Genomic DNA, 12,358 nt, shown 5'->3' with positions numbered 1-12,358 from the left:
GTCACATATTAAGATTAATATAATCAGCTGTATTATGTAGATCTGGATCACACAAATTCAAATATTCCGCAATATTATGAAACTTATTATTGAACTAATACCACATCGTCATTTAAAAATAGTTCGTCATTGATGAACGGCCTCGTTTAGCAATGGTTTAGGAAACACACCAAGAAAAAATTATAAGGATTATTTAGAATGAAACTTAAATTAGTTGCAGTGGCAGTGACTACCCTGTTGGCAGCGGGTGCGGTAAACGCAGCTGAGATTTATAACAAAGACGGTAACAAACTGGATCTGTACGGTAAAGTTCACGCTCAGCATTACTTCTCTGACGATACCAGCAACGATGGTGACAAAACTTACGCGCGTCTGGGCTTCAAAGGCGAAACTCAGATCAACGACCAACTGGTTGGTTTCGGCCAGTGGGAATATGAATTCAAAGGCAACCGTTCTGAAGATCAAGGTTCCGAAGCAGACAAAACCCGTCTGGCATTCGCTGGCCTGAAATTCGCTGAATACGGTTCTTTCGACTACGGTCGTAACTACGGCGTAGCTTACGACATCGGCGCATGGACTGACGTCCTGCCAGAATTCGGCGGTGATACCTGGACCCAGACTGACGTCTTCATGACTCAGCGTGCTACCGGCGTTGCAACTTACCGTAACACTGACTTCTTCGGTCTGGTTGAAGGTCTGAACTTTGCTGCTCAGTATCAGGGCAAAAACGACCGCAGCAAAGACGTTGAAGCGAACGGCGACGGTTTCGGTCTGTCTTCTACTTATGAATACGAAGGCTTCGGCATCGGTGCAACCTATGCGAAATCTGACCGTACTGATGACCAGATGCGTGATGGTAACAACGAATTCTACGCTTCCGGTAAAAACGCAGAAGTATGGGCTGCTGGCCTGAAATATGATGCGAACAACATCTACCTGGCAACCACCTACTCTGAAACCCGCAACATGACCAAGTTCGGTAAAGTTAACGGTATCGCTAACAAAGCGCAGAACTTTGAAGCTGTTGCTCAGTACCAGTTCGACTTCGGTCTGCGTCCGTCCATCGCTTACCTGAAATCCAAAGGTAAAGATCTGGGTGTTTACGGCGACCAGGATCTGGTTGAATACATCGATCTGGGTGCGACCTACTACTTCAACAAAAACATGTCTACCTTCGTTGATTACAAAATCAACCTGCTGGACGACAACAAATTCACTTCTGACGCCCGTGTTAGCACTGACAACATCGTGGCTGTTGGTCTGAACTACCAGTTCTAATTTTGTTGTAAGTTGAATACAAAGCCAGTCCATCCAGGGCTGGCTTTTTCTCTTGATGTAGACTCGGTCATAAGGAGTATGCCGTGCAGACGTTCACTGGTCGTTGTCTTTGCGGACAGAGTCATTTTACCGTAAACGTCGAAATGCTTGATGTCTATGCCTGCCACTGCACGCTGTGCCAGAAGTGGTCCGGTGGTGTCGCCATGTATCTGGAAGCCTGCGGTCATCCACTACTGTCCCCTGATTCAGCAGAACCTTCGCACTTTCCCTCATCAACGCGCGGAGAACGTTTCTTCTGTTCCGGCTGTGGATGCCCCTTATGGTTTACACTGACCGATAGCGATCGCTACTTTATTCCGTGGACATTGCTGGAGCTGAATGAGGTCGATCGTCGCCGTCTGATTCTGGCGGCTGAAATCTATACCGAAACACAGCCTGCTTTCTGGAGGTTGACGGGGCAATACGCTCGCCTGAGTGGAAAAGAAGTCGAAGCGATGGATTACCCCTGTCATTTAGCTCACTAGTTATTGACGGTTCACTTTTGCCAGGCTGAACCACATCCCTACCGCTAATACGATAAGCATGCTGCCAGCGCTGCTCAATGCCACGCTGTGCGACCAGGTAAATGCTTCTCTGGCAGCTGCAAGCAACGCGTCGCTAAGAGACGGCGAAAGCGAATGTGCTAATTGCACCGCCTCACCCATTGACGATGAAGCACGCTCCAGCTCCTGCGCATTTAGGCCGGCAGGCGGTAGAATCGACGCGGAAAAACTACGGCTTAGCAAGAGACCAAAAATCGCGATCCCAAGACCGGCACCCAGTTCATAGGCCATGGTTTCGATAGCCCCCGCAGCAGCGGCTTTTTCAGCCGGGGCTGCCGCCATAATGGCTGCCGTTGAAGCCAGTAGCGCGCTGGCGGCACTGAACCCCAGTAACGCCATTAATATCCAGGCCTGGATCTGCTGAGTGCTGAAATCCGTCATTGCCAGGCCGTAGAAACTGACTGCACTCAACGCCATACCTGCCGTTGCCACGCAGCGCAATCCCAGCCGTGAAACCAACATACCGGCAATCGGGCCGCTGAAGCCACTTGCCAGCATGACGGGTAGCATAAACAGCCCCGCCTGATACGGCATTAAACCGTGAACAAACTGTAATTCCTGGGCCATCAGCAACTCGAACCCTACCAGGGTGATCATCGCAGTCATCGCCATTACCACGCCACTTAAGATAATGCGATGGGTGAACAACCGCATATCAATCATTGGGCGTGAGGCCGCGAGTTGAATACGCACAAATTTCCACAACAGCACTGCTCCGGTTAGCAGCGTCAATACGATAACCCCGGTCGCCATATGCCCTTTTAGCGCCGTTTTAGCACTGTAAACCAGCAGTAAAATCGCCACGATCAACATAATCGCATGGCCAAAATTTAACGACTGATCGCGACGTCCGGTCTGGCGTGGTACGTAACGTGCGGTCAAGGCCATCACCACCAGTACAATGGGCACATTGATTAAGAACACTGAGCCCCAGTAGAAATGCTCCAGCAACATACCACCGACTAAGGGACCAAATGCCGCACCGCCGGAACCGACGGCAGCCCAGACGCCAAGCGCCATATTGCGATGACGTTGTTCGGCAAAGGTGGCTCGAATACCTGCCAGCGTCGCCGGAACGATCATCGCTGCACCAATGGCCAGCACGGCCCGGGTTGCGATTAGCCAGCCGGCACTGTGAGCAAACGCGGCAGCCAGCGAAGCCAGACCAAATAGCCCACCACCCAGCATCAGCAAACGTTTAAAACCGATACGATCGCCCAACGCCCCCATCGGTAACACCATACCGGCCATCACCAGAGAATAGATATCAATGATCCACAGCAGCTCGTTACCACTGGCACCCAGCGTCATACTCAGCGTGGGCGCGGCAACGTGCAGCACCGTTGCATCAATCGCAACAGGGATGTAGACCAGCACAATAATCACTAACGTTAACCACTGACGAAACATAAAACTCCCTACAAAACTGAAACTGGACACATGTCCAGCTTTAGCGATCCTACGGAAAATTGAACGCATGTCCAACTTTTTGTTAAACTGCCAATAATGTGAATATAGGGAGGATGTATGAGCTATATGAATCGGGATGAACGTCGGGAATTGATCCTGCAGGCGGCAATGCGCGTGGCGCTTGAAGAAGGATTTTCCGCCATGACCGTGAGACGCATTGCCACGGAGGCTCAGGTAGCGACCGGGCAACTGCATCATCATTTTACCTCTGCCGGTGAGCTCAAATCCCAGGCTTTTGTCCGCTTGATCCGCACCCTTCTTGATGCCGAACTGGTCAGTGAAAATGCAACTTACCGTGAACGACTTCATGCCATGTTGGGAAGTGAAGACGGTGGGTTCGAACCGTATATCAAGCTGTGGCGCGAAGCGCAGATCCTGGCCGATAAGGACCCGGAAATCAAAAGCGCTTACCTGCTCACAATGCGTATGTGGCATGAAGAAACCGCTGCAATCATTACCCACGGGCAGAAAGCGGGTGAATTCTCCTCAGCGCCTGATGCCGCCGACGTCGCCTGGCGTTTAATTGCGCTGGTTTGCGGACTGGATGGGATGTATATGCTGGGCTTTGCAGAAATGGCCGATCCGGCTTTCGATCGCCACCTGGATCGCATGATAACGCTAGAGTTATTTATTTGATGTTATACATGAATTAACAATACATCTTTTCAGTTTACAATTAGTAACACTTAAGCAACGTGTTATTCCTCTGACACGCCGCGTTATTGCGCTTTTTTATCTATCCTTTCAGTCAATATTCCTAAAACTTTTCAATAATTTCTAATTAGCACCAGTGCGGAACCCCAGGCGTTTATTTATTGAACGACGTGCGCATGTGAGGAAAATATGTCATCACCAAATGAGAAGAATAATCGTTATCTTTTGACTGACTGGAAACCAGAAAATCCCGCTTTTTGGGAAAATAAAGGCAAACACATTGCGCGAAGAAACCTCTGGATATCAGTGAGTTGCTTACTACTCGCGTTCTGCGTCTGGATGTTATTTAGTGCGGTTGCGGTAAACTTAAATAAAATTGGTTTTAATTTCACCACCGATCAACTCTTTTTATTAACGGCATTACCCTCTCTGTCTGGCGCAATATTACGCGTCCCCTACTCCTTTATGGTACCTATATTTGGCGGCCGCCGTTGGACCGTTTTTAGTACGGTAATTCTGGTTATTCCCTGCGTGTGGCTCGGTTTCGCTGTGCAAAATACCGCTACCCCTTTCGGTGTATTTATCATCATTGCGCTGATGTGTGGTTTTGCCGGTGCCAATTTTGCCTCCAGTATGGGGAATATCAGTTTCTTCTTCCCGAAAGCGAAGCAAGGCAGTGCGCTGGGCGTGAATGGCGGTCTCGGTAACCTTGGCGTCAGCGTGATGCAGTTAATCGCGCCGTTAGTCATTTTCCTACCCCTATTCACCTTTTTAGGGGTACAAGGCGTACCGCAGCCTGATGGTTCGTTATTGTCACTGGCAAACGCCGCATGGATTTGGGTTCCGCTGCTGCTGCTCTCAACGCTGGCTGCGGGCGTGGGAATGAATGACATCGCCAGTTCCAAGGCCTCAATCGCCTCTCAGTTACCGGTCCTTAAACGCTTTCATCTGTGGCTGCTAAGCCTGTTGTACCTTGCCACTTTCGGTTCGTTTATCGGCTTTTCAGCCGGTTTTGCCATGCTAGCGAAAACCCAGTTCCCCGACGTTAATATTCTGCAACTGGCGTTCTTTGGGCCGTTTATTGGCGCCCTGGCACGCTCGGCGGGCGGCGTTATCTCTGACAAGTTCGGCGGAGTACGGGTCACATTAATCAACTTCATCTTTATGGCGCTGTTTAGTGCGCTGCTGTTTCTTACCCTCCCCGGCTCAGGAGAAGGAAATTTTGTTGCCTTCTATCTGGTGTTCATGGGCTTGTTCCTGACCGCGGGACTGGGCAGCGGTTCAACCTTCCAGATGATTGCGGTGATCTTTCGCAAAATCACCATCTACCGCGTGAAGCTACAGGGTGGAACGGAAGAACAAGCCCAGCGTGAAGCGGTGACCGATACCGCAGCGGCACTGGGTTTTATCTCCGCCATCGGCGCCGTGGGGGGGTTCTTCATTCCAAAAGCCTTTGGTTCCTCTCTGGCGCTGACCGGTTCGCCGGTCGGGGCAATGAAAATCTTCTTAGTGTTTTACATCGTCTGCGTGCTGGTGACCTGGTTGGTCTATGGCCGTAAATCGCAAAAAAAATAACAACTATTTGGCCTGCAGATCGTAGGCAGCGTCCATTAGGAGCAGGAGAAATGTCATGAGTAAACTGTTGGATCGCTTTCGCTACTTTAAACAAAAGGGCGAGACATTTGCCGAGGGGCATGGGCAAGTGATGCACACCAACCGGGACTGGGAAGACAGCTATCGTCAACGCTGGCAGTTCGACAAAATTGTGCGGTCTACCCACGGCGTGAACTGTACCGGCTCATGCAGCTGGAAAATCTACGTCAAAAACGGGCTTGTGACCTGGGAAACACAACAAACTGACTACCCGCGAACCCGCCCTGACCTGCCCAACCATGAGCCACGCGGTTGCCCACGCGGTGCCAGCTATTCCTGGTATCTCTACAGCGCTAACCGACTAAAATACCCGCTGGTACGTAAACGTCTGATCGAACTGTGGCGTGACGCCCTGAGCCGCCAGCCCGACCCGGTGCTGGCCTGGGAATCGATCATGAACGACCCGCAGAAGTGCCAGAGCTACAAACAGGTGCGCGGGCGCGGCGGGTTTATTCGTTCCAACTGGAAAGAGCTAAACCAACTGATTGCCGCCGCCAACGTCTGGACGGTAAAAACCTATGGCCCGGACCGGGTGGCCGGATTCTCACCCATTCCCGCCATGTCGATGGTTTCCTACGCGGCGGGTACGCGTTACCTCTCGCTGCTAGGTGGAACCTGCCTGAGCTTCTATGACTGGTACTGCGATTTACCGCCGGCATCACCCATGACCTGGGGTGAGCAGACCGACGTTCCGGAGTCAGCCGACTGGTATAACTCCAGCTATATCATTGCCTGGGGCTCAAACGTCCCACAAACCCGTACGCCAGACGCCCACTTCTTTACGGAAGTGCGTTACAAAGGCACCAAGACAATTGCCATTACGCCGGACTACTCGGAGGTCGCCAAGTTATGCGACCAGTGGCTGGCACCGAAACAAGGGACCGACAGCGCACTGGCCATGGCCATGGGGCACGTGATCCTCAAAGAATTCCACCTCGACAAACCCAGCGATTACTTCCTCAATTACTGCCGCCGCTACACCGATATGCCCATGCTGGTCCTGCTGGATGCCCGCGAAGATGGTAGTTTTGTCCCTGGTCGAATGATGCGTGCTTCAGACCTGATAGATGGTCTGGGTGAAACCAACAACCCGGAGTGGAAAACCGTAGCGTTTAACAGCAACGGTGAACTGGTCGTGCCGAACGGTTCGATTGGCTTTCGTTGGGGTGAAAAAGGGAAATGGAACCTGGAGCCGCTGGCGGCTGGCGCGGAAACGGAACTGTCGTTGTCATTGCTAGGACAGCACGATGACGTAGCCGGTGTCGCTTTCCCTTACTTTGGCGGCAATGAAAACCCACATTTTCGCAGCGTGAAGCAGGAACCGGTACTGATTCGACAATTGCCGGTAAAACGTCTCACCCTCGCGGATGGCAGCGTTTGCCCGGTGGTCAGCGTCTATGATCTGGTACTGGCAAATTATGGTCTGGACCGTGGACTGGATGATATCCATAGCGCGAAAGATTACACCGAAGTTAAAGCCTACACACCGGCCTGGGGCGAACAAATTACGGGTGTTCCGAGCCGTCATATCGAACAAATCGCCCGTGAGTTTGCCGATACCGCACACAAAACCCACGGTCGCTCGATGATCATCCTCGGTGCGGGTGTGAACCACTGGTACCACATGGACATGAACTATCGAGGGATGATCAACATCCTGGTGTTCTGTGGCTGTGTCGGACAAAGCGGCGGCGGCTGGGCACACTATGTGGGTCAGGAGAAACTGCGCCCGCAAACCGGCTGGTTGCCATTGGCCTTTGCGCTGGACTGGAACCGTCCACCGCGCCAGATGAACAGTACCTCGTTTTTCTACAACCACTCCAGCCAGTGGCGTTATGAGAAAGTCACCGCGCAGGAGCTGCTCTCTCCGTTGGCCGATGCCTCGAAGTTCACCGGACATCTGATCGACTTCAACGTCCGCGCCGAGCGGATGGGCTGGCTACCGTCTGCTCCGCAACTCAACCTTAACCCACTCACGGTAAAAGCAAAGGCACAACAAGCCGGATTATCCCCTGCTGAATATACCGCGCAGGCGCTGAAATCCGGTGATATCCGCTTTGCCTGCGAACAACCTGACAGCGGCAAAAACCATCCACGTAACCTGTTCGTCTGGCGTTCTAACCTGTTGGGCTCTTCCGGTAAAGGGCATGAATACATGCTCAAATATCTGCTGGGTACTGAAAGCGGGATTCAGGGTGAAGCGCTTGGCGAAACCGATGGCATTAAACCGGAGGAAGTGGAATGGCAGTCGGCGGCGATTGAAGGCAAGCTCGACCTGTTGGTGACGCTCGACTTCCGCATGTCCAGCACCTGTCTGTTCTCCGATATCGTGTTACCTACCGCCACCTGGTATGAAAAAGACGATATGAATACCTCGGATATGCATCCGTTTATTCACCCGCTGTCGGCTGCAGTCGATCCTGCCTGGGAGTCAAAAAGCGACTGGGAAATTTATAAAGGCATCGCCAAGGTGTTTTCTGAGGTGTGTGTCGGCCATCTGGGACAAGAAACCGATGTGGTACTGCAACCGCTGCAGCACGACTCCCCAGCTGAACTGGCGCAGCCGTTTGATATTTTGGACTGGCGTAAAGGCGAATGCGACCTTATTCCGGGTAAGACCGCGCCCAATATCGCCGTTGTGGAGCGTGATTATCCCGCCACTTACGAACGCTTCACCTCGCTCGGGCCGTTGATGGACAAGCTCGGCAACGGTGGGAAAGGTATTGCGTGGAATACCCAGGCAGAGGTCGATTTCCTCGGCAAGTTGAATTACACCAAGCGCGAAGGTCCGGCGAAAGGCCGCCCGCTGATCGACACCGCGCTGGATGCCTCGGAAGTGATCCTCGCACTGGCGCCGGAAACCAACGGTCAGGTGGCGGTGAAGGCGTGGGAAGCGCTGGGGGCAATGACCGGTCGGGACCATACGCATCTGGCGTTGAACAAAGAAGACGAAAAGATTCGTTTTCGCGACATTCAGGCGCAGCCGCGCAAAATCATCTCCAGCCCGACCTGGTCGGGTCTTGAAAGCGAGCACGTCTCCTATAACGCCGGTTATACCAACGTGCATGAGCTGATCCCATGGCGCACCCTGTCGGGTCGTCAGCAACTGTATCAGGATCACGCGTGGATGCGCGCCTTCGGGGAAAGTCTGGTGGCGTATCGTCCACCCATTGATACCCGTAGCGTCAGCGAAATGCGTGAGATACCGCCAAACGGCTTCCCGGAGAAAGCACTCAACTTCCTGACGCCGCACCAGAAATGGGGCATCCACTCTACCTACAGTGAAAACCTGTTGATGCTAACGCTGTCACGTGGCGGGCCGATTGTCTGGATCAGTGAAACTGATGCTAAGGAGTTAGGTATTGAAGACAACGACTGGATCGAAGCTTTCAATGCAAACGGAGCACTAACCGCACGCGCGGTGGTCAGCCAGCGTGTACCGCCAGGCATGACCATGATGTACCACGCACAGGAACGAATCATGAATATACCCGGCTCCGAAGTCACCGGAATGCGCGGCGGTATTCATAACTCCGTCACCCGTGTGTGTCCTAAACCGACCCACATGATTGGCGGCTATGCGCAGTTGGCGTACAGCTTCAACTATTACGGAACAGTCGGCTCTAACCGCGATGAGTTCATCATGATTAGGAAAATGAAAAATATTAACTGGCTGGATGATGAAGGTCGCGATCAGGTACAGGAGGCGAAAAAATGAAAATACGCTCACAGGTAGGCATGGTTCTGAATCTGGATAAGTGCATCGGCTGCCACACCTGCTCCGTCACCTGTAAAAACGTCTGGACCGGGCGTGAAGGGATGGAATATGCGTGGTTTAACAACGTCGAGACAAAACCCGGCATTGGTTACCCGAAAAACTGGGAGGACCAGGAAGAGTGGCAAGGCGGCTGGGTGCGCGATGTTAACGGTAAGATCAGACCGCGCCTGGGCGGCAAGATGGGGGTCATCACCAAAATTTTCGCCAACCCTGTCATTCCGCAAATCGATGATTATTACGAGCCGTTTACCTACGATTACCAGCACTTGCACAGTGCGCCGGAAGGCAAAAATCAGCCCACTGCCCGCCCGCGCTCGCTGATTGATGGTAAACGGATGGACAAAATTATCTGGGGCCCAAACTGGGAAGAATTACTTGGCGGTGAATTCTCAAAACGTGCCCGTGACCGTAACTTCGAGAAGATGCAAAAGGAGATGTACGGTCAGTTTGAAAACACCTTCATGATGTATTTGCCACGCCTGTGCGAACACTGCCTGAACCCAAGCTGTGTCGCCACCTGCCCGAGTGGCGCTATCTATAAGCGTGAAGAAGATGGCATCGTGCTGATCGACCAGGATAAGTGCCGTGGTTGGCGTTTGTGCATCAGCGGTTGTCCGTATAAGAAAATCTACTTTAACTGGAAGAGCGGCAAATCAGAAAAATGCATCTTCTGCTATCCACGTATTGAATCCGGCCAACCTACCGTGTGTTCCGAAACCTGCGTCGGACGTATTCGCTATCTTGGCGTGCTGCTGTACGATGCCGATCGCATCGAGGAAGCGGCCAGCACCGAACATGAAACCGATCTTTATGAGCGTCAGTGCGATGTGTTCCTTAACCCGCACGATCCGGCCGTCATTGAAGAAGCGCTGAAACAGGGTATTCCGCACAACGTGATTGAAGCGGCCCAGCGTTCACCGGTTTACAAAATGGCGATGGACTGGAAGTTGGCACTGCCGCTGCACCCGGAGTATCGCACCCTGCCGATGGTCTGGTACGTACCGCCGTTGTCACCGATTCAGTCTTACGCTGATGCCGGTGGTCTGCCGCACAATGGCAACATTCTGCCCGCGGTTGAGTCACTGCGAATCCCGGTCCAGTACCTCGCCAACATGCTCAGTGCAGGTGATACCGGTCCGGTACTGCGCGCCCTGAAACGCATGATGGCGATGCGTCACTACATGCGCTCGCAAACCGTGGAAGGCGTAACCGATACCCGTGCAATTGAGGAAGTGGGCTTAACCGTTGAACAGGTTGAGGAGATGTACCGCTATTTGGCCATTGCCAACTACGAAGACCGCTTTGTGATCCCAACCAGCCATCGTGAAATGGCACGTGACGCTTTCCCGGAGAAAAACGGTTGCGGCTTCACCTTCGGCGACGGCTGTCACGGCTCGGATACCAAGTTCAATCTGTTTAACAGTAGCCGCATTGACGCTATCGATATCACCGAAGTACGCGATAAAGCGGAGGGGGAATAATGCAAATCCTCAAGGTTATCGGTCTGCTGATGGAATACCCGGACGCGTTGCTCTGGGAGTGCAAAGATGACGCCTTCGCGCTGGTCGCCAGCGATGCGCCCATGCTAAGCGGATTTACCCACGAACTGCTCAATGCCCCGTTACTGGATAAGCAAGCCGAATGGTGTGAAGTATTTGACCGTGGACGCGCCACCTCACTGCTGCTGTTCGAGCATGTGCATGCCGAATCCCGCGACCGCGGTCAGGCGATGGTCGACCTGCTGGCCCAGTACGAAAAAGTTGGGCTTCAACTCAACTGTCGCGAATTGCCGGATCACCTGCCGCTGTATCTGGAATATTTAAGCGTGCTGCCAGAAACAGAAGCCAAAGAGGGATTGCAGAACGTTGCACCGATACTGGCGCTGCTCGGCGGTCGATTAAAACAGCGCGATACCCCCTGGTATCAACTGTTTGACGCCCTGCTGTTGCTTGCCGGAAGCCCTCTGTCAAGTGACAGTGTCACAAAACAGGTTGGTGCTGAAACCCGTGATGATACCCGCCAGGCGCTGGATGCCGTCTGGGAAGAGGAACAGGTGAAGTTTATTGAGGATAATGCGACTGCCTGTGACAGTTCACCGTTACAAAACTATCAACGACGCTTTAGCCAGGACGTGGCACCACAGTATGTCGACGTCAGCGCGGGAGGCCCGAAATGATACAGTATCTGAACGTCTTTTTTTACGACATCTACCCGTATCTGTGCGGCACGGTGTTTATCCTCGGGAGTTGGTTACGCTACGACTACGGACAGTACACCTGGCGTGCCTCCTCCAGCCAGATGCTGGATAAACGCGGTATGGTGCTATGGTCAAACTTGTTCCATATCGGCATTTTGGGGATCTTCTTTGGACACCTGTTTGGCATGTTAACCCCACACTGGATGTATGCCTGGTTCCTGCCAGTTGCCGTGAAACAACAGATGGCGATGATTGCCGGCGGTCTGTGTGGCGTATTGACGCTGGTAGGCGGCGTGGGTCTGCTGGTGCGCCGTCTGACGAACTCGCGTATTCGCGCAACGTCCTCCACTGCAGATATCCTGATCCTGTGTATCCTGTTGATTCAGTGTATCCTCGGCCTGACCACTATCCCGTTTTCGGCACAACATCCGGACGGCAGTGAAATGCTGAAACTGGTGGGCTGGGCGCAGTCGGTCGTCACCTTCCAGGGCGGTGCGTCTGCGCATCTGGATGGCGTGGCGTTAATCTTCCGGGTACACCTGGTGCTGGGGATGACGATTTTCCTGCTGTTCCCGTTCACTCGTCTGGTTCACGTCTGGAGCGCACCGGTTGAGTATTTCACCCGCCGTTACCAGATAGTACGTTCTCGCCGATAATTTTCTCTGCTGTCCGGTAGCGCGTGCACTTACCGGGCAGCATCGCTATCCCACTTTTTGTACGTTATGA

General features: G+C 52.8%; 9 protein-coding genes. 8 read left to right on the top strand and 1 reads right to left on the bottom strand.

All coding sequences use genetic code 11. The features are described 5' to 3' along the window. Positions 1–198: 198 nt before the first annotated feature. The gene (gene ompD, locus NNO08_RS12750) at positions 199–1,278 is read left to right on the top strand and encodes a porin OmpD (RefSeq protein ID WP_271456856.1); all 1,080 of its coding nucleotides are present in this window, start codon (positions 199–201) and stop codon (positions 1,276–1,278) included. A 143-nt stretch (positions 1,279–1,421) separates the two neighbouring features. Next, positions 1,422–1,802, top strand: coding sequence for a GFA family protein (locus NNO08_RS12745; protein ID WP_271442846.1), 381 nt, complete (start codon positions 1,422–1,424; stop codon positions 1,800–1,802). On the opposite strand, the gene NNO08_RS12740 is transcribed toward NNO08_RS12745, so the two are convergent. Next, entirely contained in the window at positions 1,803–3,290 is a 1,488-nt protein-coding gene (locus tag NNO08_RS12740) for an MFS transporter (RefSeq protein ID WP_271456855.1), read from the bottom strand. A 117-nt stretch (positions 3,291–3,407) separates the two neighbouring features. Here NNO08_RS12740 and NNO08_RS12735 point away from each other — a divergent pair, with 117 nt between their 5' ends. The 6 genes from NNO08_RS12735 to narI all read left to right on the top strand — a co-directional run bounded on the left by NNO08_RS12735 (position 3,408) and on the right by narI (position 12,288). Further along, positions 3,408–3,986 carry a TetR family transcriptional regulator gene (locus tag NNO08_RS12735; protein WP_271442845.1) on the top strand — a complete coding sequence of 193 codons (579 nt, stop codon included), beginning with the start codon at positions 3,408–3,410 and terminating at the stop codon, positions 3,984–3,986. Positions 3,987–4,193: 207 nt separating this feature from the next. After that, complete coding sequence (locus NNO08_RS12730) at positions 4,194–5,579, top strand: NarK family nitrate/nitrite MFS transporter (RefSeq protein WP_271455052.1); 1,386 nt, start codon at positions 4,194–4,196, stop codon at positions 5,577–5,579. A 55-nt stretch (positions 5,580–5,634) separates the two neighbouring features. Beyond that, on the top strand, positions 5,635–9,375 hold the full coding sequence (locus tag NNO08_RS12725) for a nitrate reductase subunit alpha (RefSeq protein ID WP_271456854.1): 3,741 nt from the start codon (positions 5,635–5,637) through the stop codon (positions 9,373–9,375). Then, on the top strand, positions 9,372–10,916 hold the full coding sequence (gene narH, locus NNO08_RS12720; protein WP_271456853.1) for a nitrate reductase subunit beta: 1,545 nt from the start codon (positions 9,372–9,374) through the stop codon (positions 10,914–10,916). The genes NNO08_RS12725 and narH overlap by 4 nt, the downstream gene beginning before the upstream one ends. Beyond that, on the top strand, positions 10,916–11,611 hold the full coding sequence (gene narW / locus NNO08_RS12715; protein ID WP_271448834.1) for a nitrate reductase molybdenum cofactor assembly chaperone: 696 nt from the start codon (positions 10,916–10,918) through the stop codon (positions 11,609–11,611). Before narH ends, narW begins: the two co-directional genes overlap by 1 nt. After that, positions 11,608–12,288 (top strand): respiratory nitrate reductase subunit gamma, encoded by a 681-nt coding sequence (narI, locus tag NNO08_RS12710; RefSeq protein ID WP_271448833.1) that lies wholly within the window; start codon positions 11,608–11,610, stop codon positions 12,286–12,288. The genes narW and narI overlap by 4 nt, the downstream gene beginning before the upstream one ends. Positions 12,289–12,358 lie beyond the last annotated feature (70 nt).

The organism is Citrobacter sp. Igbk 17 (assembly GCF_028069775.1).
In the GTDB taxonomy this organism is placed as follows: Bacteria; Pseudomonadota; Gammaproteobacteria; order Enterobacterales; family Enterobacteriaceae; genus Citrobacter.
Note: the sequence above shows the minus strand (reverse complement) of the source record. Positions and strands in the feature narration are given on the sequence as shown.

Excerpts from the sequence above, each read along its gene's own strand:
- narH (WP_271456853.1), top strand. The coding sequence starts at position 9,372 with ATGAAAATACGCTCACAGGTAGGCATGGTTCTGAATCTGGATAAGTGC.
- narI (WP_271448833.1), top strand. The coding sequence starts at position 11,608 with ATGATACAGTATCTGAACGTCTTTTTTTACGACATCTACCCGTATCTG.
- NNO08_RS12735 (WP_271442845.1), top strand. The coding sequence starts at position 3,408 with ATGAGCTATATGAATCGGGATGAACGTCGGGAATTGATCCTGCAGGCG.
- ompD (WP_271456856.1), top strand. The coding sequence starts at position 199 with ATGAAACTTAAATTAGTTGCAGTGGCAGTGACTACCCTGTTGGCAGCG.
- narW (WP_271448834.1), top strand. The coding sequence starts at position 10,916 with ATGCAAATCCTCAAGGTTATCGGTCTGCTGATGGAATACCCGGACGCG.
- NNO08_RS12730 (WP_271455052.1), top strand. The coding sequence starts at position 4,194 with ATGTCATCACCAAATGAGAAGAATAATCGTTATCTTTTGACTGACTGG.
- NNO08_RS12725 (WP_271456854.1), top strand. The coding sequence starts at position 5,635 with ATGAGTAAACTGTTGGATCGCTTTCGCTACTTTAAACAAAAGGGCGAG.
- NNO08_RS12745 (WP_271442846.1), top strand. The coding sequence starts at position 1,422 with ATGCTTGATGTCTATGCCTGCCACTGCACGCTGTGCCAGAAGTGGTCC.
- NNO08_RS12740 (WP_271456855.1), bottom strand. The coding sequence starts at position 3,290 with ATGTTTCGTCAGTGGTTAACGTTAGTGATTATTGTGCTGGTCTACATC.